This is a genomic window from Arsukibacterium sp. UBA3155 (genome assembly GCA_002364615.1).
Taxonomy (GTDB): Bacteria; Pseudomonadota; Gammaproteobacteria; order Enterobacterales; family Alteromonadaceae; genus Alishewanella.
This window is the reverse complement of record DEYP01000015.1, coordinates 22,473-43,674: the sequence shown is the minus strand read 5'-3', so window position 1 is coordinate 43,674 and position 21,202 is coordinate 22,473. Positions and strand designations below refer to the sequence as shown.

At 48.2% G+C, this 21,202-nt stretch carries 23 protein-coding genes; 17 read left to right on the top strand and 6 right to left on the bottom strand.

All coding sequences use genetic code 11. The annotated features are described in order from the left end of the window. Nucleotides 1-164 precede the first annotated feature (164 nt). The 8 genes from phhA (at nt 165) to B2X65_RS05310 (ending at nt 7,605) form a co-directional block, all read left to right on the top strand. Nucleotides 165-965 (top strand): phenylalanine 4-monooxygenase, encoded by an 801-nt coding sequence (gene phhA / locus B2X65_RS05345; RefSeq protein WP_290611130.1) that lies wholly within the window; start codon nt 165-167, stop codon nt 963-965. Between the two features lie 8 nt (nt 966-973). Next, nucleotides 974-1,315: a 4a-hydroxytetrahydrobiopterin dehydratase gene (locus B2X65_RS05340; RefSeq protein ID WP_290611129.1), complete on the top strand. Its 342-nt coding sequence runs from the start codon at nt 974-976 to the stop codon at nt 1,313-1,315. 224 nt (nt 1,316-1,539) lie between these two features. Beyond that, nucleotides 1,540-3,102 (top strand): transcriptional regulator TyrR, encoded by a 1,563-nt coding sequence (gene tyrR / locus B2X65_RS05335; RefSeq protein ID WP_290611128.1) that lies wholly within the window; start codon nt 1,540-1,542, stop codon nt 3,100-3,102. Between the two features lie 212 nt (nt 3,103-3,314). Further along, nucleotides 3,315-4,397, top strand: a complete 1,083-nt coding sequence (gene hppD / locus B2X65_RS05330; RefSeq protein ID WP_290611126.1) for a 4-hydroxyphenylpyruvate dioxygenase — start codon at nt 3,315-3,317, stop codon at nt 4,395-4,397. Continuing rightward, nucleotides 4,390-5,529, top strand: a complete 1,140-nt coding sequence (locus B2X65_RS05325) for a homogentisate 1,2-dioxygenase (protein ID WP_290611125.1) — start codon at nt 4,390-4,392, stop codon at nt 5,527-5,529. The genes hppD and B2X65_RS05325 overlap by 8 nt, the downstream gene beginning before the upstream one ends. A gap of 18 nt (nt 5,530-5,547) precedes the next feature. Next, nucleotides 5,548-6,564 carry a fumarylacetoacetate hydrolase family protein gene (locus tag B2X65_RS05320; protein ID WP_290611124.1) on the top strand — a complete coding sequence of 339 codons (1,017 nt, stop codon included), beginning with the start codon at nt 5,548-5,550 and terminating at the stop codon, nt 6,562-6,564. 147 nt (nt 6,565-6,711) lie between these two features. After that, on the top strand, nt 6,712-7,353 hold the full coding sequence (gene maiA, locus B2X65_RS05315; RefSeq protein WP_290611123.1) for a maleylacetoacetate isomerase: 642 nt from the start codon (nt 6,712-6,714) through the stop codon (nt 7,351-7,353). A gap of 3 nt (nt 7,354-7,356) precedes the next feature. Next, nucleotides 7,357-7,605 (top strand): hypothetical protein, encoded by a 249-nt coding sequence (locus B2X65_RS05310; RefSeq protein WP_290611122.1) that lies wholly within the window; start codon nt 7,357-7,359, stop codon nt 7,603-7,605. 9 nt (nt 7,606-7,614) lie between these two features. Here B2X65_RS05310 and B2X65_RS05305 read toward each other — a convergent pair whose 3' ends face one another. From B2X65_RS05305 to gloB, 3 genes are read right to left on the bottom strand one after another with little or no spacing between them, the layout of a single operon-like run. Further along, a complete protein-coding gene (locus tag B2X65_RS05305) occupies nt 7,615-8,106 on the bottom strand; it encodes a hypothetical protein (protein ID WP_290611121.1) in 492 nt (163 codons plus the stop codon). 55 nt (nt 8,107-8,161) lie between these two features. Then, a complete protein-coding gene (locus B2X65_RS05300; RefSeq protein WP_290611119.1) occupies nt 8,162-9,757 on the bottom strand; it encodes a lytic transglycosylase in 1,596 nt (531 codons plus the stop codon). A gap of 54 nt (nt 9,758-9,811) precedes the next feature. Then, entirely contained in the window at nt 9,812-10,597 is a 786-nt protein-coding gene (gene gloB / locus B2X65_RS05295) for a hydroxyacylglutathione hydrolase (protein ID WP_290611118.1), read from the bottom strand. 38 nt (nt 10,598-10,635) lie between these two features. Here gloB and B2X65_RS05290 point away from each other — a divergent pair, with 38 nt between their 5' ends. Further along, entirely contained in the window at nt 10,636-11,373 is a 738-nt protein-coding gene (locus tag B2X65_RS05290) for a methyltransferase domain-containing protein (protein WP_290611117.1), read from the top strand. Nucleotides 11,374-11,421: 48 nt separating this feature from the next. Here B2X65_RS05290 and B2X65_RS05285 read toward each other — a convergent pair whose 3' ends face one another. Both B2X65_RS05285 and B2X65_RS05280 read right to left on the bottom strand, forming a co-directional pair. After that, the gene (locus tag B2X65_RS05285; protein ID WP_290611116.1) at nt 11,422-12,285 is read right to left on the bottom strand and encodes a TraB/GumN family protein; all 864 of its coding nucleotides are present in this window, start codon (nt 12,283-12,285) and stop codon (nt 11,422-11,424) included. A gap of 38 nt (nt 12,286-12,323) precedes the next feature. Next, complete coding sequence (locus B2X65_RS05280; protein WP_290611115.1) at nt 12,324-12,857, bottom strand: DUF2058 domain-containing protein; 534 nt, start codon at nt 12,855-12,857, stop codon at nt 12,324-12,326. 121 nt (nt 12,858-12,978) lie between these two features. Here B2X65_RS05280 and B2X65_RS05275 point away from each other — a divergent pair, with 121 nt between their 5' ends. Beyond that, nucleotides 12,979-14,295, top strand: coding sequence for a DEAD/DEAH box helicase (locus tag B2X65_RS05275; RefSeq protein WP_290611114.1), 1,317 nt, complete (start codon nt 12,979-12,981; stop codon nt 14,293-14,295). A 263-nt stretch (nt 14,296-14,558) separates the two neighbouring features. Then, a complete protein-coding gene (locus B2X65_RS05270; protein ID WP_019674773.1) occupies nt 14,559-14,771 on the top strand; it encodes a cold-shock protein in 213 nt (70 codons plus the stop codon). 86 nt (nt 14,772-14,857) lie between these two features. Here B2X65_RS05270 and dinB read toward each other — a convergent pair whose 3' ends face one another. Continuing rightward, complete coding sequence (gene dinB / locus B2X65_RS05265) at nt 14,858-15,913, bottom strand: DNA polymerase IV (RefSeq protein WP_290611112.1); 1,056 nt, start codon at nt 15,911-15,913, stop codon at nt 14,858-14,860. A 237-nt stretch (nt 15,914-16,150) separates the two neighbouring features. Between dinB and glyA the strand changes: the two genes are divergently transcribed. The 6 genes from glyA (at nt 16,151) to nusB (ending at nt 21,200) form a co-directional block, all read left to right on the top strand. Further along, on the top strand, nt 16,151-17,404 hold the full coding sequence (gene glyA / locus B2X65_RS05260) for a serine hydroxymethyltransferase (protein WP_290611111.1): 1,254 nt from the start codon (nt 16,151-16,153) through the stop codon (nt 17,402-17,404). A 60-nt stretch (nt 17,405-17,464) separates the two neighbouring features. Further along, entirely contained in the window at nt 17,465-17,917 is a 453-nt protein-coding gene (gene nrdR, locus B2X65_RS05255) for a transcriptional regulator NrdR (RefSeq protein ID WP_290611110.1), read from the top strand. Then, nucleotides 17,917-19,050 (top strand): bifunctional diaminohydroxyphosphoribosylaminopyrimidine deaminase/5-amino-6-(5-phosphoribosylamino)uracil reductase RibD, encoded by a 1,134-nt coding sequence (ribD, locus tag B2X65_RS05250; protein WP_290611109.1) that lies wholly within the window; start codon nt 17,917-17,919, stop codon nt 19,048-19,050. The genes nrdR and ribD overlap by 1 nt, the downstream gene beginning before the upstream one ends. Before the next feature lie 73 nt (nt 19,051-19,123). Continuing rightward, on the top strand, nt 19,124-20,233 hold the full coding sequence (gene ribBA / locus B2X65_RS05245) for a bifunctional 3,4-dihydroxy-2-butanone-4-phosphate synthase/GTP cyclohydrolase II (RefSeq protein ID WP_290611107.1): 1,110 nt from the start codon (nt 19,124-19,126) through the stop codon (nt 20,231-20,233). A gap of 77 nt (nt 20,234-20,310) precedes the next feature. After that, entirely contained in the window at nt 20,311-20,775 is a 465-nt protein-coding gene (ribE, locus tag B2X65_RS05240) for a 6,7-dimethyl-8-ribityllumazine synthase (RefSeq protein ID WP_290611106.1), read from the top strand. A gap of 11 nt (nt 20,776-20,786) precedes the next feature. Further along, the gene (gene nusB / locus B2X65_RS05235; protein ID WP_019674766.1) at nt 20,787-21,200 is read left to right on the top strand and encodes a transcription antitermination factor NusB; all 414 of its coding nucleotides are present in this window, start codon (nt 20,787-20,789) and stop codon (nt 21,198-21,200) included. Nucleotides 21,201-21,202 lie beyond the last annotated feature (2 nt).

The window sequence follows — 21,202 nt, the reverse complement described above, 5'->3', positions numbered from 1 at the left end:
AAGCTGCGGCCTGCTCTATCGTTGTAATCTATACTTTACAACAGTGGCGGCAGCTTTACAGTGCTTTTGGTGAGCGTATGATACCCAGGCGTAGCCATATCCACTAGTATCCGCAGTACGTTTATGGCAGTGCGAGCTGCCCATTTATTTGCAACAGGTTATTTATGAGTAAGACAAGTCAGTATGTATCCAGACAATCAGATGAAAACGGTATTATTGCCTGGTCTGATGAAGAAAATCAGATTTGGCATGAACTGATTACCCGCCAGCTTGGCGTTATCGAAGGCAAGGCATGCGATGAGTTCCTGGCCGGGCTGGAGAAATTGCAACTGCCCACTGACCGGATCCCGCAGCTGGAAGATGTAAATAAGGTACTGCGAGCGACAACCGGCTGGGAATGTGCTGAAGTACCGGCACTGATTAGTTTTGATAAATTTTTTGAGTTGCTGGCTAATAAGCGTTTTCCGGTCGCTACCTTTATCCGCTCCCGCGAAGAATTTGATTATCTGCAAGAGCCCGATATTTTCCATGAGATTTTCGGTCACTGCGCGATGTTGACCAATCCGGCCTTTGCGGAGTTTACTCATACTTACGGTAAACTTGGCTTGGCGGCCAGTAAGCAGGATAGGGTATTTCTGGCGCGCCTTTATTGGTTTACCATTGAGTTTGGGTTGTTAAAGACCCCCGACGGTTTACGAATTTATGGCGGTGGTATTTTATCCTCCCCTGGTGAAACCGTTTATGCGCTGGAATCTGATACACCGGAGCGCAAACCCTTTGATGCTGTCGATATGCTGCGTACGCCTTATCGGATTGATATTATGCAGCCTATTTATTTTTTATTGAATAATATTGATGATTTATTTGATGTCGCTCATCTGGATATGATGGCGTTGGTTGAGCAAGCTAAAGCCCTTGGCTTGCACGCCCCTCGCTTTGAGCCCAAACAAAAACAAGCAAGTTAGGAGTGGTAATGACAGAATTAACAGCAATGAAATGTGAAGCCTGTAAGGCTGATGCTCCGAAAGTCTCTGATGCTGAGCTACCTGAGTTAATGCGGCAAATTCCAGACTGGACCCCGGTTGCTCGTGACGGTATTTTGCAACTCGAGCGGTTATATAAATTTAAGAACTTCAAGCAGGCTTGGGCATTTCACAATAAAGTGGCGCAACTGGCAGAAGATGAAGGACACCATCCCGCATTATTACTTGAATGGGGCAAGCTGACCGTCACCTGGTGGTCCCACTCTATTAAAGGGTTGCATAAAAACGATTTTATTTGTGCCGCTAAAACAGACAGTCTGCTGACTGACTAGGCTTACCACCCCGCTGCTTTTCGTGAGTCCGCGCGATAATATCGTCAGTGAGCAACCGCTCGCTGGCGTTAATCCTCAGAATTGATTATCTTTTTAGCCGCTATTTGTCTTATCCAGGGCCGACTCTGGCGTATTTGTTCATATATCTTTACAAACTGCTGGTCTGACAATGGCCAGATACCGTATCATAGCGTTATTAACTGGTATCGGGGTACGTCGCTATTATGCGTTTAGAAATTCAATGTCAAAACCGCCTGGGGCTTGCACAGGAGGTATTAAATATTCTGGTGGGTTATCAGCTGGACTTGCGTGGAATTGAGGTGGACCCATCACTCAACCGGATGTATGTGTCATTTCCCACCGTGAACTTTGAAAAGTTTCAGGAGCTGATGGCCAAAATACGAAGAATTGCCGGAGTAGAAGATGTAAAAACAACGGCTTTTCTGCCATCGGAGCGCGAACACAATGAGTTAACCACGTTACTGAAAACTTTGCCTGATGGCTTGATAGCCATTGATATTAAAGCCAATGTAACAGTAATTAATGACGCTGCTTTGGAAGCATTGTCAGTTGCTCAGCAGGATATTCAGGGGCAGTCTTTGCAGGGCATGGTTAAAGGCTTTAATTTTCAGCGCTGGCTGGAAAGTGATGAAGTACTGGCGCAAACGCGCCGCTTTGAAATTCACGGCAAGCGGTTTATTGCCGACATTTTGCCAGTGATGGTACCGGACGAAACCGGGCATGAGATCCTGGCCGGCGCCGTCATTAACTTAAAATCAGAGAGCCGGCTCGGTCAACACATGGTGGCCTTTAAAAAAGGCGACCAGGAAAGTTTTAATACCTTACAAGCCAACAGCAACCTGATGCGAAAAGTGGTGCGTGAGGCGAAAAAAATGGCTCAGCTTGATGCGCCAATTTTAATTATGGGTGAGACGGGTACCGGCAAAGAGCTATTGGCCCGGGCTTGCCATGCCGCTGGTAGCCGCGCAGGCAAACCTTTTCTGGCGGTTAATTGCGCGTCATTGCCCGACAATGTCGCTGAGTCGGAATTATTTGGTTATGGATCTCACGCCTTTGCCGGCAGTACCGAAGGCAAGAAAGGGATATTTGAACAAGCGAATGGCGGCAGTGTCTTTCTGGACGAAGTGGGCGAGATGTCGACGCAGCTGCAAACTAAACTTATTCGCTTTTTGCAGGACGGCAGCTTTAGGCGTGTCGCTGATGAAAACGAGGTGAAAGTAGACGTCAGGGTAATTTGTACCACGCAAAAAGATCTTCCCGGGATGGTGCAGGAAGGACGTTTTCGTGAAGACTTGTTTTATCGTCTGAACGTACTCACCCTGACGTTGCCTCCCTTGCGCGAGCGCAAGCAGGATGTGGTGCCGTTAGCCGAGTTTTTTATTGCACGTTTTGCAGCCCGGCTGGGTCGCAAAGTCCCCCGCTTAACGGAAAGCTGTAGCCAGTTTTTACAGCAATACCCGTGGCCCGGTAACGTGCGCCAGCTGGAAAATGCGCTGTATCGGGCAGTGACCTTACTTGACGGTTACGAGCTGGAAAAAGACCATTTGCAATTGCCCAGTTACACCAGTGATTTTGGTTATCTGGAGCAGGACTTTGATGGCACACTGGACGAGGCCGTCAAACGCTTTGAGGCTAACCTGCTACGCAAGCTGTATCCTGCATACCCCAGTTCACGCCAGTTAGCGAAAAAGCTTGGTTTAAGCCATACCGCAGTGGCCAACAAGCTCCGTGATTACGGCATAAACCGTAAGACTGTAAAAATATAATTACGCCTTTGTGCTGAATGCTTTACTAATGGCGGGCTGGCAGGCTTATCTGTCGGCCCTTGCATTCAGGTTTCCGGCTAATGGGCCTTTTGTAGTTATTTATGTACAACTTCTGCTATAAATCCGTTACGGGCTACAGTAAGCCCCCCTCTTTCTTTTTTTATTGGTAAGCGCATGATAGCGCCCACATTCGTTGTTCGGAGAACCCCTAAATGCCAACTACTAAAAATACAATTAATCCGCTGGGTACAGATGGTTTTGAGTTTGTTGAATATACCGCGGCAGATGCTGATGGTATTCAGAAATTAAAAGCGTTGTTTTTCTCGTTGGGCTTTACCGAAGTGGCAAAGCATCGTTCTAAGCAAGCCTGGTTGTATAAGCAGGGCGACATTAATTTTATTATTAATGCCGAGCCTAATTCACAGGCAGAAGAGTTTGCACGTTTGCATGGGCCTTCCGTATGCGCCATGGCCTTTCGTGTCACCGATGCTGCTGCGGCGTTAAAACACGCACTGGCCAATGGCGCGAAAGAATACAAAAACCAGGTTGGGCCGATGGAGCTGAATATTCCAGCGGTGTATGGTATTGGCAGCAGCTTGCTTTATTTTGTTGACCGTTATGGTGCCAGCTCTGTCTACGATATTGACTTCAAATACTATGATAACTGGCAATCTGACATGGCTGAACATAGTGTTGGCCTGGAAGTGCTGGATCATTTAACCCACAACGTGATGCGCGGTAACATGAACCTGTGGGCCGGTTTTTATGAAAATATCGGTAATTTCCGTGAAATTCGCTATTTTGATATTGAAGGCAAACTGACGGGTCTCGTCTCAAAAGCAATGACAGCACCCTGCGGCAAAATTCGTATTCCTATTAACGAGTCATCTGATGATAAATCACAGATTGAGGAATTTATTCGCGAATATAAGGGCGAAGGCATTCAGCATATCGCGCTTACTTCAGACGACATTTATGAAACCGTGCGGACACTGCGTAGCCGCGGCATGGAATTTATGCCAACCCCGGAAACGTATTATAACAAGGTAGATGAGCGGGTTGAAGGCCACGAGGAAGATTTAGATCAAATGCGTGAGCTACGTATCCTGATCGACGGCGCACCGATGAAAGACGGTATTTTGCTGCAGATTTTCACTAAAACGGTGATTGGACCGGTATTTTTTGAAATTATTCAGCGAAAAGGCAATGAAGGTTTCGGCGAGGGTAACTTCAAAGCACTATTTGAGTCTATCGAAGAAGACCAAATTCAGCGTGGAGTGTTAAGCAATGCGTAAATGGGCATCTTTTCCTTTAAAGGAAGGCGATGTATCACGGCAGGCGCATGCCGATTTCCCAGAGCAGGCAATATACGAGCGGGAAACGGGTCGCAGTGGTTTTTTTGGCCCGGCAACGCATTTCCATCATACCCACGCACCAACTGGCTGGAGTGAGTGGCAGGGGCCTTTGCGGCCCCACTTGTTTAACTTCAACGAAATTAAGCAGGATAAAACGCAATCGCCGTGGGCGGTACCGGATTTGCTGTTTAACAGCCACTGCAAGATGCGAACCTGGCGTCTTAGCGACAGCATGAGCGCTTTAGCGCGCAATGCTGATGGTGATGAGCTGTTATTTATTCATGAAGGCAGTGCAGAGCTGTATTGTGATTATGGTCATCTGAGTGTGCGTGACGGTGACTATATTGTGATCCCACGTTCAACCATGTGGCGGCTGGTACCCAATGAGCCGATGTTTATTCTGTTGATTGAGGCGACAAACGATAGCTATCAGCTGCCGGAAAAAGGCCTGGTGGGCAACCACGCAATCTTTGACCCGGCAATGCTCGACACACCAAAAATTAATGATGCTTTCAAAGCGCAATACAGCGAAGACAGCTGGCAGGTTGAAGTGAAACGCCACGGCCAGGTGTCAGTGATTACTTACCCCTATAATCCGCTTGATGCGATTGGCTGGCATGGGGATTTGGCGGTAATGCGAATTAACTGGCGTGATATCCGGCCATTAATGAGCCACCGTTATCACCTGCCGCCCTCTGCCCATACCACGTTTGTGGCGCAGCGCTTTGTGGTGTGTACCTTTGTTCCGAGGCCAATTGAAAGCGATCCGGGCGCATTAAAAGTGCCGTTTTATCACAACAATGATGATTACGATGAGGTTCTGTTTTACCACGCTGGTGATTTTTTCAGTCGCGATAATATTGAAAAGGGCATGGTAACGTTTCATCCGGCTGGTTTTACCCATGGCCCTCATCCAAAAGCGTTTGCTGCCGGGCGCGAGCATAAGAAAAAGTTTACTGATGAAGTGGCGGTAATGCTGGATACCCGTGATGCGCTATCGTTTGGTGACGCAGCGCTGGCAACCGAAAATCCGGATTACGTCAACAGCTGGAAAACCAAGCCTCAGGTATGAACACAGTTAAGGATTGATATGAAGTTAGCAAGTTTAAAAAATAATACCCGCGATGGGCAGTTAGTGGTGGTAAGCCGTGATTTAAGCCGGTGTATCGCTATTGATGATATTGCAAAAACCATGCAGCAGTTACTGGATAACTGGGCAGGCCTGGCACCAAAAGCTGAACAAGTGTCAAAGGCGCTGAATAGCGGTGCGCTGGATGGCGAAATGGCCTTTAATGCACAGCAGTGTGAGTCGCCGTTACCTCGCGCTTATCAGTGGGCTGATGGCAGTGCGTATGTTAACCATGTAGAACTGGTGCGAAAGGCACGTAATTCTGAAATGCCACCAAGTTTCTGGACCGATCCGCTGATGTATCAGGGCGGCTCTGACGATTTTATTGGTCCGCGTGACGACATTGAGGCGATAAGTACTGAGCATGGTATCGACTTTGAGGGCGAAGTAGCAATAGTTACAGATGATGTACCTATGGCCGTAAGCCCGGAGCAGGCGCTTAAGAAAATACGGCTGCTGATGCTGGTTAATGATGTATCTCTGCGCGGTTTAATTCCTAATGAGCTGGCTAAGGGCTTTGGCTTTTTTAACGCAAAGCCAGCCTCAAGCTTTAGCCCGGTTGCCGTTACCCCGGACGAGCTGGGCGATAAATGGCAGGATGGCCGGCTGCATTTACCGCTATTGTCGACGTACAATGGCCAGCCATTTGGTAAGCCGAATGCCGGTGTTGATATGACATTTCACTTTGGTCAGTTGATTGCCCACGCGGCGAAAACCCGCAATCTGGGTGCTGGTGCAGTAATTGGTTCAGGTACCGTGTCGAATAAACAAGGCACCGAGTATGGTACTGCCATTACCGAAGGTGGTGTAGGTTATAGCTGTATTGCGGAGATCCGGATGATTGAAACTATTCGCGACGGCAAACCCAGTACCGCTTTTATGCAGTTTGGTGATACCATTAAAATGGAAATGCTGGATAGCGATGGCCAGAGCATTTTTGGTGCTATCGACCAGCAAGTGGTGCAATATAAGGGTTAACCACAGGCCCAGCGGATGCGGATGTACTTTTTTCTGTGACCGTTGAAGCCCTGGACGGGCGGAAACGAGCCCCCAAGGATGGGTTCACGGCGTGTCGCAGGAAAATGTACGTAGCAGCAGCGGGTTCTAAGCGCTAAAGGTAACACGATGAAACTCTACAGCTATTGGCGGTCTTCCGCTGCCTACCGGGTGCGTATCGCACTGAATTTAAAGCAGCTCAGCTTCGAAACCATTCCTGTACATCTGTTAAAAGACGGGGGTCAGCAGCATAGCGCAGAGTATCAGCAGCTAAACCCCAATCAGTTGGTGCCCACCTATGTTGATGGTGAGCTGACCCTGAATCAGTCATTGGCGATTATTGAGTATCTTGACGAGATGTATCCTGAGCCAGCATTGTTGCCTAAAGATGCTGTAGCAAAAGCACAGGTGCGCTCACTGGCGCTGGATATTGCCTGCGATATTCACCCGCTGAATAATTTACGGGTGCTGCAGTATTTAACCGGGCCACTAACATTAACGGACGAGCAGAAAACTGAGTGGATCCATCACTGGTTACACACAGGCTTTACCGCGTTGGAGCAGCGTTTGCTGCGCACCGCTGGCGAGTTTTGCTATGGCGACAGCATTACCCTGGCCGATATATGTCTGGTGCCGCAGGTGTACAACGCTCTGCGTTTTAAACTCGACACCCTGGAGTATCCTACTATTAGCCGGCTATACCATCATTGCCAGCAACTGGCCGGGTTTGCCCTGGCAGCGCCAGAGCAACAAAGCGATGCCCAGGTTTAAGCCATGACGGATTTCAAGCAGCGGGTAAACGTGCAGCCGAAAAAACTGCCTACAATGCCAAAACGATTTCTTAATCGAGCGCTGGTGTATATCGGTGTGTTTGGTATTGTATTTCAGTTAACGGCTGCACTCTATGCGTTGTGGCATGGCGTTCAGCTACAGCCACTTTGGTTTGTTACCTTACTGGCGCCTCTGCTGTGCATCGCATCCGGCATGTTACCGGCGTTGCAATTGCAGCGCGAACCGGATTAAACCCGCCGTTTATTCCTGCGGTTTGGTGTTTGGCAGTTTGAACATACCTTTAATTTCTACTCTGGCTATGCCTTCGTCATTGAAAACAAAATTAACTTGTCCCGGACCGCGGTCGAAGCGGTAGCGGCCGCCGTCATAATGTAAGATAAAATTACCCCGACCGTCTTTTAGTTCAGGTTCCTGAGTCAGCTTAATGTTGAAGCCGCTTATTTCGTAGTCGAACGCCACAATCGGCGAATTGACAAAGTCTGGCACCCATACTTCGTCTTCATTTTGCAGAATTAGCGACAACGAATATTTCTGTGGCAGGCTGCTTACGGTAAGGCTTTGTTTACCGGCACTAAAATGAAACGCGCCGTCTTTTAAGGTATAGCCAAAGCCGTATTGCAAGGGTACGGTTTCTCCGCTTTGCAGGGTATAGCTGCCATTACCCATTACTTGAAACTGAGCAAACGCAGGTAAGCTAAACAGTAAGCTGAACATGATCGTTAATACTTTCATAGTGTTGCTCCTTAAACGGCGATGGGTAACCATGGGTTAGCTACAGTAAAGTAGATTACACTTGAGTCACATCAACAATCAGCTTCAGCTGCTGCCCGGGTTGCAGATAACGCTCGGTGTTAATATTATTCCATTTAATTATTTCAGCAACTGACACGCTAAAGCGTTGCGCTATCCTGGCCAGTGAATCACCTTTACGAACTTTGTAGTTTACTGTTCTGGTTATGGCGGTAACAGGGTTGGTTGTACTGTCGTGCCACATAACCAACTTCTGCCCGGTTTTTAACGGGTCACGTTGTACCATACCATTCCATTTTGCCAGTTCAGCTACAGTAACTTTGTGCGCCCGGCTAATATCCCACAAGGTATCGCCACTTTGGACAATATACTCGGTTTTTACATCACCGCTACTGCGATTCTGTGCTTTTGCTATCCGGTTTTGCTGGCTAAGTTCATAGCTATCGGCAGCTTTTGCTGACATAGGGATTAGCAAATGCTGACCTATCCGGATAGTATTGCCAGTGAGTTCGTTCAGTCGGGTGATGGCGTCTACCGTGGTTTTATGCTGACGGGCAATTTTACCCAGTGTATCGCCTCCGATGACGGTGTAACGTTGCCATTGCAAGCGGTCCTCACTGGCCGTTTCTGCCAGCATGCGACTAAAGTTGTCGACCTTCGCGATGGGCAATACCAGTTGATGCGGGCCATCCGGATCGGTAGCCCATTGATTAAACCCTGGGTTCAGTGCCTGCAATTCAGCGACACTTAAACCGGCCAGTTCGGCAGCAATAGCTAAATCAATCTGACCTTCAGTAGCGACAACCGCAATTTTTGGTTCATTGCTAATAAATTTCCAGACGATATCAAAATCGTCCGGGCGTTTTAATATATCAACCAGCGCAAGTAACTTCGGGACGTAAACGGTGGTTTCGGCGGGTAAATCCAGTGACCAGAAATCTGTTGGTAAGCGCCGTTTCTGATTGGCGCGAATGGCCCGGCCAATTCGGCCTTCGCCTGCATTGTAGGCAGCAATAGCATTTAGCCAGTCATGTTCCAGAGTATTGTAAAGGTACTGCAGATAATCCAGTGCCGCCCGGGTAGATTCAATCACGTCACGGCGGCCGTCATACCAGAAATTCTGTTTCAGGCCAAACCTTGTGCCGGTGGCGGGCATAAATTGCCACATCCCGGAGGCTCTGGCGTGCGAATACGCAAAAGGGTCAAAGGCACTCTCAACAATTGGCAGTAACGCCAGTTCCAGCGGCATATTGCGCTTTTCAAGCTCTTGCACTATGTAATATAAAAAGGGTTGTGCCCGATTAGCAACCCGGTCAAGGTAACTTTGATGCTGGCTGTAAAAATTGCGTTGCTCAACGATGGGTCTGGTTTGGGGCACTTCAAAAGTTAGCTGTAATTGAATTCGTTGCCATAAATCTTCCAGCTCAGTGGCATCGAGCGGTATAAGTTGTTCAGGTGTTGCAGCGCCATTCCATAAGCGACTGGCAATTAGCTCTGCACTGGCACCTTTCACCTGGACTAAAGGTGGCGTGTTGGTTTTCGGCTTGCTGCTGGCCGGAGCAGACGTTTCTGTCGTGCTGACACAGCCGCTTAGCAGTGCAACTAACATGACGGCAGAAATTTTTAAATGCATAAGGTCATTCCGCGAAAAAAAATTCATGTTACCTGTTCAAAGCATGATTGCAAGTCAGGATTTAAACTGATCTTTCATTGCTCTGAGCCGGGTAAACAGGCCAAGTGCATTATCTTGCTGGAACTGACGTTGCAAGATATTGTTTTCGCATCGCAAAAACGGATTTACCTGCTTTTCAGTAGCTAAACTCGATGGCAACGTAGGGCGGTTTTGTGCCCGTAAATTCAGACAATCTTGCTGATAACTCAGCAACGCCTGATTATCAGGTTCGATGGTTACAGCGAAGCGTAGGTTAGCCAGTGTATACTCATGGGTGCAATACACAGCGGTATTCTCGGGAAGCGCCGCGAGTTTCTGCAATGAGTGATGGAGTTGTGCCGCGCTACCTTCAAATAACCGGCCGCAGCCGGCACTGAACAGGGTATCGCCACAAAACAAGTAAGGTTCGCTGTAAAAACCAATATGGCCTAAGGTATGGCCGGGTAAATCTATCACCTGAAACTGACAGTCCAGTGGGGGCAATTCAACAATATCGTCTTGTCGCACTTGCTCTGTCAATAAAGATATTTTGCTTTGCTCAGCGGCAGGGCCAATAATCCTGACGTCCGGGTAGGCTCGTTGCAATTGTTCAAGGCCACCGGTATGGTCAGGATGGTGGTGAGTAATCAGAATGGCATAAAGTTTTTTTTGCTGTTGCTGCAAAAATTCCAATACAGGTTTGGCATCACCCGGATCAACCACAACACAATAAGAGTTGGCAGGCTGACACAGACACCAAATGTAGTTATCCTCAAAAGCAGCCAGCGGACTAATACTCAGCATCCGATCTTCTTTTAACATTAAAGCGCCCTCAATCTAAAAGCAGGCACCAGATTATCATGAAACCAGCATTGAACAAAAATGAACCGCAGGTACCAACAAGCTGGCAGGCATTTTTGCAGGGGCCGGCTTTAGCTCAGGCGATAGGCAAACAGTTGCAACCCTGGTGGCAGCAAATATTTGGCTATTACTTATTAAAAGTAGGTGATTTGAGTAGCGACTTAGACTTGCCGGGTTGCAATATTAAACATCAGGTGCATTTAGGCAGCAGTGATAATGGAAAAAGCCATCTGATTGGGTTGCCTGACACGTTGCCAATAGACAGTAACAGTATAGATGCTGTATTACTGAGCCAGTGCCTGGAATATCAGGCCGATCCTCACCATATTGTTCGCGAGGCCCATCGGGTACTTATTTCTGATGGCTACCTGTTATTAACGGGGTTTAATCCGTTAAGCGTGCTTGCGCTGGCTGGCATTGCGCCCTGGTTAAAACAACGATACCCCTGGCAAGGCCGGTTTTTTTCTCCAGGCAGGGTTAAAGACTGGTTGCATTTGATTGGCTTTGAAGTACTTGCGGAGCAGCGGTTTTTTTATGGCAGCATGCTGGTTAATGATTACGCAGATAACGCTGTGCAACGTTTTGCTGAACAATATCTGAATTATTTTGCCGGTTGTTATGTGCTGGTCGCCCGAAAGCGTGAACTGCCTCTGACGCCCATCCGCCAGCACTGGCAACTGACGCCGGCCTTTGCTGACGGGGTCAAAGGGGTCAGCGCCCGCCAGGGCTGCCGTTAACCAAAGCAGAATGAGTAACTTGCCGGCTTGTTATCTCTTCGCGCAGGCTTATTCTTTAAGCTGAGTTAAGGTATAGCCTTGTTGTTGCAACAACTTCAGCAGGCCGTCTTCGCCTGCCAGATGCAATGCACCTACCAGAACCATCGTGGTGTGTTCATTGCCGCTTAAAGCCTGTAGCATGGGCATCCAGGCATGGTTACGGTTCACCAGTAAAATCTCATACATTTGTGGCACCTGCTGCAAATCTTCGACAAACAATCGCTCTAATTTGTCAGTGTCACCGCTGCGCCAGGCGTGTTTCATGTCGGTTAACTGACCTTCAACTTTGGGCATGTCCTCCAATGTCGAGCGGATGATAACGTCAGCATCCAATTGGTTCATGCCATCAAGCACCGCCAAGTGCTGGTCTGTGGTCTCCAGTCCGCTGATTTTTTTACCTTGCTGCTGGCCTAATTGCAGATAATGCATGTCAACCCCGGTTTCCGCTGCTCCTAAACGTTTCATTTCGACACTGGCTAACATCATGGCAGCGAATCCTGGTTTGAACCGACTGACTGCGGCCACGGGCATTTGGCGTTCTGTGGCGTAATGTTTCAGTTGCTGATAAACCTCAGCTGACAAAACCTGCTCCAAGGTTCTACCATCGCTATAGGTATTTTGTTGCATCATTTTGCTTAGGCCAGCTGGGCTGGTCAGCGCATTTAAATCGGTTTCAAACAGTAATTCGCTGCTAGCCTCGAACGCAGTATCGTAGGGTGCAGGCAACGGGTAGTCATTTTTACTGAGTAAATGAACAGTGCCAGCCAGATAAAAATGCTGGCCCTCTTTACTGACTTTCCAGACACTGGAAGCCCACACGGAGCTGCTGATAAGCAAGAGCGTACAACAAAAAAAATGAGTGAATAAGCGCATGGTATTTCCTTTATAAGTAACTGACTTCAAACTGCAAATTACCACATTAAATCATCAGGGATCTGATAATCTGCATAGGGGTCATCTTCATCAGGTTGCTGTTGTTTGGTATTGAGCAGAACAATACTGCTGGCATCACGTTGCATAATTTTTTCTGCCACCTGAGCTGGTATTACCTGATATTGCTCTGCCTGGCGTGCTATGGCGACTAACCCTCGGCTAAGCTCATCGTGTAATTTATTACTAACGTATAACTTTTTAACCAATTTACCGTCAACAAAATTAAAACCCAGCTCGCCCTTACTGGTAATAGCATTGGTTTCGATCATTTGTTTTACCTGAGCGGCGATTGCTTTTTGCGCTAATTCGGCCTGTTTTTGCCGGTTAAGCTCTTTATCCCGAGCTACCTGTTCCGCTTTTGCTTGCTGAGCCAGACTAGACGCATCGTTGCTTAATACCGCATGCTTGCCAGCCTGGGTTTTTTGTTGGTGCTTCTCTTTTTTCACTTTTTTTACTTTTTTGGCATCGGCCAAACCAGCTTTAAGCAGCTGGTCACGAAACGCATTACTCATAATGGGGCTACTCAGGTTGCAGGGTAAATTAGTTGGCCTAGTGTAACCTAAGCAATCTTATTAACTCAAATGAGCCAGTTCGGTTATCATATAGCAGTACTCTAAGGTCATGAGGTTCATTTTGCCATTTAAAGATTTAGCATTAGATCCACGCTTACTCAGATCAATTCAGCATCTGGGCTTTGATAAGCCAACCGAAATTCAGCAAGAAGCTATTCCTGCGGTGATGGTCGGCCGTGATTTAATTGTGTCGTCGCAGACGGGGTCAGGTAAAACGCTGGCGTATCTGCTGCCCATGATGCAACGTTTATTGAAGAGCCGGGCGTTATCAAAACAAGATGCCCGGGCATTGATTCTGGCACCCACCCGAGAGTTGGCCAAGCAGGTTTATGCCCAGCTTCGCTTGCTGGTGTCTAATACGCCTGTTACCGCAGCATTAATTGTTGGTGGCGAAAACTTTAACGATCAGGAAAAAATCCTGAAACGCCAGCCGACAATCGTGGTGGCGACACCAGGGCGATTTGTTGATCACCTGGAACATAAAACCCTGTTTTTACAAGGTCTGGAGATGTTAATTCTGGACGAAGCAGACCGAATGCTCGATTTGGGTTTTCTGCCACAACTTACCGTCATTAATAAGGCGGCAGATCACAGATTGCGTCAAACCCTGTTGTTTTCGGCCACGTTGGATCATGCAGAAGTGGATAATCTGGCACTGGCATTATTAAAGAACCCGCATCGCGTTGCTGTCGGTGCGGGCTATCAGCCCCATCAGGATATCGAACAACGGTTTTTTCTGGCCGATAATTTGAGTCATAAGGAAGCGCTGTTAAGATTTTTTCTAACGCAGCAACAGATTAAGCAGCTAATCATGTTTACCGCTACGCGGGTCGATGCCGAACGATTAACCAGTGTATGTGAGGCCGCCGGTTATAGCGCCGTCGGGTTAAGTGGTAAATTAAGCCAGCAACAACGAAACAGTGTAATGCAACAATTTGCTACCGGTAAATTTCAGGTGCTGGTTACCACCGATTTAGCATCTCGTGGCCTGGACTTGTTGCAAGTGTCACATGTTATTAATTTTGATCTGCCCAAACATCCTGAAGAATATGTTCATCGTATTGGTCGCACGGGTAGGGCTGGCGCGAAAGGCCAAGCCGTTTCTCTGGTTGGTCCGAAAGATTGGCCAAGCCTACAAAATATTGAAGCATTTTTGCGTCATGCCATTGAGTTTTCAGTTGTGGACAGTTTGCCGGCGAAGTTTAGCGGTGTTGTCCCTGAGCCTGCACAATCTGGCGTGCGCAATAACGTTAAAAACACTGCCCCGAAAAAAGTGGCCAAAGCGGCTAAGACTAAGCCTGATGCGACAAAACCAAAAGGTCCTAGTTTTTTTGAGGGCGGTGATGATGGCAGCGGTCCGGTACGTCGTAAAAAATAATTGGTCGCTGGTTAAATGTTCAGCACTTTTGCTGCTACACTGAAAAGTGTAAGTCGTGCCAGTTGGCGTTAACCCGTTCTGGCGAATACGATTTCGCTGGTACGGCTGGCTGGAAAATATATTTTCTGCTCGTCCGGTATTTATATTGACCGCATGATCAGCTTAACTGATAATGCGTTTGAATATTTAGCCGCTCGATAAGCTGGCCGAGAATATTTAAGTCGCCGAAATTTCGGCAAATTTAGTTAAAGTAAGAGAGTGTTATGTCACAGTTAATTTCTGGTACAGTTAAGTGGTTCAACGAAGATAAAGGTTTCGGTTTTATTGAGCGCGAAGGCGGCAAAGACGTATTCGTTCATTTCCGCGCTATCAATGGCACAGGCCGTAAAACTTTAGTTGAAGGTCAGCGTGTAACTTTCGAAGTTACCGAAGGTCAGAAAGGTCCACAGGCTGAAAACGTCACTGTAACCGGTTAATCTGATAGTTTTCTTGTAAAGAGCCAGCCGCAGAGCTGGCTTTTTTATGTCTGAAATCCGGCCAGGCCCGATAACTAACTATTCGCTTAAAAAGGTAAATTAAGCTGGCCTGGGTTAGGCGCGGCAAAGCCAAGCTGTATGCCGACCAGACGCACGCCTTGTTGTTGCCGGCGTTGCCACGCTTGCTGTAACAAGGGTAGAAACTGCTCCAGTTTCGCGGTTTGAGCCTGACATTCCACCGTTGTTTGCCTGAAATCGCTGAATTTAAGTTTAACCCCGATCTTCTGCAGCCCTTTATCGCTTTGATGTTCCAGGCGCAATTGTAGTTTTGGCCATAAAGCACTTAAGGCCTCAACGCAATCCGGATAATCGTCGATATCTGTCGCCAGAGTGTGTTCAACACCGACTGATTTGGCATGACGTTCCACCCGCACCGGACGCTCGTCGATACCCTGACTACGCTTAAGTAAACTATCAGCCATTGCACCAAAATGCTTTACCAGCACTGCTAAATCGCAGTTGGCAATATCTTTGCATTTTGTCAAACCGAGCCGGCTAAGGCGTTCAGCGGTTTTAGTTCCCACTCCGGGGATTTTAGCAAGTGGTAAATTATCGACAAATGCCGCGACTTGTTGCGGCGTTATAACAAAAAGGCCGTCAGGTTTGTTTTCATCGCTGGCAATTTTGGCCAGAAATTTATTTGGCGCTACCCCTGCTGAGGCGGTGAGCCCGGTTTCTGCCAGAATGACCCTGCGGATATCATCAGCAATGCGGGTGGCACTGCCGCCAAAATGCTGGCTGTTACTGACATCCAGAAAAGCTTCATCCAGTGATAAGGGTTCTACTACATCACTATAGCGGTGAAAGATAGCCCGAATTTGCCTGCTAACCGTCTTATACTTCTCCATATTCCCGGCCATTAAATGCAGTTGCGGGCATAGCTTTAAAGCTTGCCCGGTAGGCATGGCAGAGCGGACACCAAAAGCGCGCGCTGGGTAATTGCAGGTGGCAATAACGCCGCGGCTACTGCGACTGCCGCCAATCGCCAATGGAATAGCGGCCAGCATCGGGTTATCGCGCATTTCTACTGCGGCAAAAAAACAATCCATGTCGATATGAATAATTTTACGCTGACTGCTCATAATGCTAAGTAGACTGTATTGATATACAGTATAGTAGTGTCAGCGGTTGGCCTTGTAAAGCGTTGTTAGCTGTAAAGCAGACTATCCAGTTATTAAAACAGTCAGTGCGCGGCCTTTAGTGGACGGCCGGATGGCTATATTTTCGGTGCATCCTGAATAAAATCAGGGTAGAATAAGCGCCAATTACCAGTCCCCAATTATTTAACCAGTAAGCGTGACCTGCGCCCAGGAGAAAGCATGTTAAAGCGTGAGATGAATATTGCCGATTTTGACCCGGAACTATGGCAGGCGATAGCCGATGAAACCGCCCGTCAGGAAGCGCACATTGAATTAATTGCTTCTGAGAACTACGCCAGTCCGCGTGTTTTACAGGCACAGGGTTCGCAACTTACTAACAAATATGCTGAAGGTTATCCACACAAACGTTATTACGGCGGCTGTGAATTTGTCGATGTTGCAGAGGATTTAGCGATTGCCCGGGCTAAACAACTTTTTGCTGCGGACTATGCGAATGTGCAACCTCATGCGGGCTCACAAGCCAACGCAGCAGTATTTTTAGCTTTATTGGAAGCGGGTGACACGATTTTAGGCATGAGTCTGGCTCATGGTGGTCATTTAACCCATGGCTCACATGTTAGTTCATCAGGTAAGTTGTATAAGGCTGTGCAATATGGTTTACATCCTGATACCGGCGTGATCGATTATGACCAGGCCGAAGCGCTTGCCCTGGAGCATAAACCAAAATTAATTATCGCAGGTTTCTCGGCGTACTCCGGGATTGTTGACTGGCAACGGTTTCGAGATATCGCCGATAAAGTAGGGGCGTATTTACTGGTTGATATGGCGCACGTTGCCGGATTAGTCGCTGCAGGCTTGTATCCTAACCCGGTACCGGTTGCAGATGTTGTGACCACCACTACCCATAAAACGCTGGCTGGTCCTCGTGGTGGTTTAATTCTGGCACGTAAAAATGAAGCAATCGAGAAGAAGCTTAACTCGGCGGTATTCCCGGGTAGCCAGGGTGGACCATTAATGCATGTTATTGCTGCCAAAGCGGTAGCTTTTAAAGAAGCATTAGAGCCGGAATTTAAAGTGTATCAGCAGCAGGTATTAAACAACGCCAAAGCCATGTGTGATGAAATGATCAAACGTGGTTATAAAATCGTCTCTGGTGGTACTGAAAACCATTTGTTTTTAATGGATTTAATAGATAAAGACATTACGGGTAAAGCGGCTGATGCGGCCTTAGGGCGGGCGCACATTACCGTTAACAAAAACTCAGTACCGAATGACCCGCGCTCACCTTTCGTCACCAGTGGCTTACGTATTGGTACGCCGGCGATTACCCGTCGCGGTTTTAAAGAAGAGCAGGCACGTCAGGTTGCCGGTTTTATTTGTGATGTACTGGACAATATTGATGATGACAGTGTTATCGAGCGGGTAAAGGCTGACGTCGGTCAGTTATGCAGCCGTTTTCCGGTTTATGCTTAAGCATTAATTTAGTGCTATTATGGCCGCATTTGCGGCCATTTTTATCTCTGAGAACTGTCCATGTATTGTCCCTTTTGTAATGCTGATGACACCAAAGTCATTGATTCGCGCTTAGTGGCGGACGGTCATCAGGTTCGCCGCCGCCGGGAATGCCTGGCGTGTCATGAACGCTATACCACGTTTGAAGTCGCTGAGTTAGTGATGCCCCGGATCATTAAGCGGGATGGTTCGCGTGAACCTTTTAATGAAGACAAGCTGCGCAACGGATTACTAAGATCGTTGGAAAAACGGCCGGTATCGACCGAACAAATAGAACAGCTTATCCAGAAAATTAAGTCACAATTACGTGCAACAGGTGAGCGTGAACTTGGCAGTAAAATGCTCGGCAATCTGATTATGGACGAGTTAGTTAAGGTCGATAAAGTCGCGTATGTGCGGTTTGCATCTGTGTACCGTTCGTTTAAAGATATTCGTGAGTTTGGTGAGGAAATTGCCCGCTTAGGAGAGCAGTAATGGCCTTTACTGCGGCCGACATCCAGTTTATGACACTGGCACTGCAGCTGGCCGCCAAAGGCAGGTTTACCGCTGATCCTAACCCCAATGTGGGGGCGGTGATCGTCCGGGATGATAGGGTCGTTGGCTCTGGCTATCATCATCAGGCCGGTCAGGGCCATGCCGAAGTTTATGCGCTGGCTGAGGCTGGTGACAACGCCCGTGGTGCTACCTGTTATGTGACACTGGAGCCGTGCAGCCATTTTGGCCGCACGCCTCCCTGTGCTGAAGCACTGATCGCAGCTGGCGTTTCACGGGTAGTAATAGCGATGCTGGACCCGAATCCTCTGGTTGCTGGCAAGGGTGCTGCGTTACTAACCCAGGCTGGGATCAACGTGCAAACTGGCTTGATGCAAGCTGAAGCGCGGGCAGTGAACCGGGGCTTTCTCAGTGCCATGGAAAGGCAAAGACCCTGGCTGCGGTTAAAGTTGGCTGCCAGCATTGATGGTCGTACTGCTTTGGCCAATGGCCAAAGCAAGTGGATAAGCAGTGAGCAGGCACGAGCCGATGTTCAGCAATACCGGGCACAAAGTAGTGCGGTGTTATCTACCGCCAGTACGGTGCTGGCTGACAACGCCCGCCTGAGCGTCAGACAGCCCGACGGGGGACCAACGCTAACGCCGTTATCCGATGGTCAGTTGCGGCAGCCAGTAAGAGTGATCCTTGATCGGCGCCGCCAATTAACCGGCAACGAGCCGTTATTCAATTTAGCCGGCGCTATTTTGCTGTGTGTGACGGACAATGCGCCACCGTTAGTGATGCCATCACAGGTTCAGCAGTTAGCCGTGCCGCTTGGCGTTGATGGATATTTTGATTTGCGCGCGTTGCTATATCTGCTAGCCGAACATCAGGTTCGTAGCATCTGGGTAGAAGCGGGTGCCACACTGGCCGGTGCGTTATTGCAGCAGCAACTGGTGGATGAATTTATTTTATACCAGGCTCCGATATTATTGGGTCCGCAGGCCAGAGCCATGGCGGAATTACCAGAATTGACGGCGTTGAGCCAGGCTTATAGGTTTGAATTTAATGATATTTGCCAGGTGGGGACCGACATCCGGCTGACGGCGCTACTGAATAAGATAAACACGCTCTGATACATTTAACAACCGGCTTAACGTCGCATCCTATTTACCGGTATTATTGTGCCAACTTATAACAAGGGTTTTTATGCAACTGAATACACCTGCTGAAATTATTGAAGATATTCGTCAGGGCAAGATGGTTATACTGATGGATGATGAAGATCGTGAAAACGAAGGTGATCTGGTGATGGCCGCAGACTATGTTACGCCCGAAGCTATTAACTTTATGGCGAAGCATGGCCGTGGTCTGATTTGTCTTACCCTGAGTAAAAAGCGCTGCAAACAACTTAATCTGCCACTGATGGTCGATGCAAATAAGTCTCCTTTTGCGACTAACTTCACTGTTTCCATTGAAGCGGCTGAGGGTGTCACCACCGGTATTTCAGCTGCAGATCGCGCTCGCACCGTTAAAGCTGCAGTGGCTCGTGATGCCGGCCCTGCAGATATTGTCCAGCCAGGACATATTTTTCCGCTGATGGCCCAGGATGGTGGGGTGTTGGTCCGGGCAGGGCATACGGAAGCCGGCTGTGATTTGGCAAGGCTGGCAGGCCTTGAGCCCGCAGCAGTTATCGTGGAAATCCTGAATGATGACGGCACTATGGCCAGACGGCCGGATTTAGAAATATTTGCCCGTGAACATAATATTAAGATCGGTACTATCGCTGATTTAATTGAATACCGAAACCTGAATGAAACAACCATCGAGAAGGTTGCTACCTGTCAGTTACCCACTGAAGTGGGTGATTTTCAGCTGGTTACGTTCAAGGATACCATCGACAATCAGCTGCATTTTGCTCTGGTTAAAGGTGATATTAAGCCGGATGAGGCGACGTTGGTGCGGGTGCATTTACACAATACGTTTTCGGATTTACTGCTGGCTGATCGTGCCGCGAATCGCAGTTTTCCACTACATACCGCAATGAAGCGGATTGCGGACGAAGGCGGGGTGTTGGTGTTGCTTGGCAAGCATGAGTCAACGGCAGAGTTGGTGCGGATGGTGCAGGCATTTGAAGCTGAAGATAAAGGCGAGCAACCCAAAACAGTACCCTGGAAGGGCACGTCACGTAATGTTGGGGTGGGTTCACAGATCCTGGCCAGTCTGGGCGTTAAAAAAATGCGGTTGTTAAGCCAGCCTAAAAAGTATCATGCCTTATCTGGTTTTGGACTGGAAGTCGTCGACTACGTCTCCGAATAACAGCGATGCCGCAATTGTAGATTTTGTGATATTATACGCGGCTGATTTTTGCAGCCCCAGATTCGAGAGGATTTACCATGCAAGTGATTGAAGCCGGCTATGTGGCCAAGGGCAAAAAGTTCGCGTTAGTCGTGGCTCGGTTTAACGGTTTTATCGTTGAAAGCTTGTTAGATGGCGCCGTGGATACTTTAAAGCGAGTGGGTAACGTCGACGATCAGGATATTACTGTCGTGCGGATCCCTGGCGCTTTTGAAATGCCACTGGCGCTGCAGCGGGTTGCAGCGAGCAAAAAATATGATGCCATTATTGCGCTTGGTGCAGTGATCCGTGGCGGTACCCCGCATTTTGAGTACGTCTCTGGCGAATGCACCAAAGGTATAGGCCAGGTTGCCATGCAACACGATTTACCGGTTGCGTTTGGCGTACTTACCGTTGATAGCATAGAGCAAGCGATAGAGCGTGCCGGCACCAAAGCGGGCAACAAGGGCGCAGAGGCTGCTATGTCAGCGCTGGAAATGGTTAACGTGCTGGACCAGCTGTAACAGGAAATTTTATGAAACCAAATGTGCGTCGTCAATCGCGTTCACTGGCGGTACAAGGGATATACAGCTGGCAAGTCAGCCATAACCCGATAGCCGACATTGAACAGCAGCTTTTGCTGGAAAATAATGTAAAACAACTGGATGTTGCTTATTTCCAGGATATTTTACGCGGTGTTGTCTTGCATCACAGCAAGTTAGATGAAGCATTAAAGCCTTATCTGGAACGACCGTTTGAAGATATCGATCTGGTAGAAAAAGCGGTGTTAAGGGTATCCGCGTACGAGCTGAAATACCGGCTGGACGTGCCTTATAAAGTGATTATTAATGAAGCCATTGAGCTGGCAAAAGCCTTTGCTGCAGATGACAGCCATAAATTTGTCAATGGTATTCTTGATAAAGCGGTTCGGGTGCTGCGAACCAACTAAAG

Bases quoted from the DNA above. Each gene is read 5' to 3' on its own strand.
- B2X65_RS05300 (WP_290611119.1), bottom strand. From the start codon at position 9,757: ATGCATTTAAAAATTTCTGCCGTCATGTTAGTTGCACTGCTAAGCGGC.
- dinB (WP_290611112.1), bottom strand. From the start codon at position 15,913: ATGAGCAGTCAGCGTAAAATTATTCATATCGACATGGATTGTTTTTTT.
- glyA (WP_290611111.1), top strand. From the start codon at position 16,151: ATGTTAAAGCGTGAGATGAATATTGCCGATTTTGACCCGGAACTATGG.
- B2X65_RS05340 (WP_290611129.1), top strand. From the start codon at position 974: ATGACAGAATTAACAGCAATGAAATGTGAAGCCTGTAAGGCTGATGCT.
- maiA (WP_290611123.1), top strand. From the start codon at position 6,712: ATGAAACTCTACAGCTATTGGCGGTCTTCCGCTGCCTACCGGGTGCGT.
- B2X65_RS05270 (WP_019674773.1), top strand. From the start codon at position 14,559: ATGTCACAGTTAATTTCTGGTACAGTTAAGTGGTTCAACGAAGATAAA.
- B2X65_RS05305 (WP_290611121.1), bottom strand. From the start codon at position 8,106: ATGAAAGTATTAACGATCATGTTCAGCTTACTGTTTAGCTTACCTGCG.
- nrdR (WP_290611110.1), top strand. From the start codon at position 17,465: ATGTATTGTCCCTTTTGTAATGCTGATGACACCAAAGTCATTGATTCG.
- gloB (WP_290611118.1), bottom strand. From the start codon at position 10,597: ATGTTAAAAGAAGATCGGATGCTGAGTATTAGTCCGCTGGCTGCTTTT.
- B2X65_RS05280 (WP_290611115.1), bottom strand. From the start codon at position 12,857: ATGAGTAATGCGTTTCGTGACCAGCTGCTTAAAGCTGGTTTGGCCGAT.
- B2X65_RS05320 (WP_290611124.1), top strand. From the start codon at position 5,548: ATGAAGTTAGCAAGTTTAAAAAATAATACCCGCGATGGGCAGTTAGTG.
- B2X65_RS05325 (WP_290611125.1), top strand. From the start codon at position 4,390: ATGCGTAAATGGGCATCTTTTCCTTTAAAGGAAGGCGATGTATCACGG.
- ribBA (WP_290611107.1), top strand. From the start codon at position 19,124: ATGCAACTGAATACACCTGCTGAAATTATTGAAGATATTCGTCAGGGC.
- ribD (WP_290611109.1), top strand. From the start codon at position 17,917: ATGGCCTTTACTGCGGCCGACATCCAGTTTATGACACTGGCACTGCAG.
- hppD (WP_290611126.1), top strand. From the start codon at position 3,315: ATGCCAACTACTAAAAATACAATTAATCCGCTGGGTACAGATGGTTTT.
- ribE (WP_290611106.1), top strand. From the start codon at position 20,311: ATGCAAGTGATTGAAGCCGGCTATGTGGCCAAGGGCAAAAAGTTCGCG.
- tyrR (WP_290611128.1), top strand. From the start codon at position 1,540: ATGCGTTTAGAAATTCAATGTCAAAACCGCCTGGGGCTTGCACAGGAG.
- B2X65_RS05290 (WP_290611117.1), top strand. From the start codon at position 10,636: ATGAAACCAGCATTGAACAAAAATGAACCGCAGGTACCAACAAGCTGG.
- nusB (WP_019674766.1), top strand. From the start codon at position 20,787: ATGAAACCAAATGTGCGTCGTCAATCGCGTTCACTGGCGGTACAAGGG.
- B2X65_RS05310 (WP_290611122.1), top strand. From the start codon at position 7,357: ATGACGGATTTCAAGCAGCGGGTAAACGTGCAGCCGAAAAAACTGCCT.
- B2X65_RS05285 (WP_290611116.1), bottom strand. From the start codon at position 12,285: ATGCGCTTATTCACTCATTTTTTTTGTTGTACGCTCTTGCTTATCAGC.
- phhA (WP_290611130.1), top strand. From the start codon at position 165: ATGAGTAAGACAAGTCAGTATGTATCCAGACAATCAGATGAAAACGGT.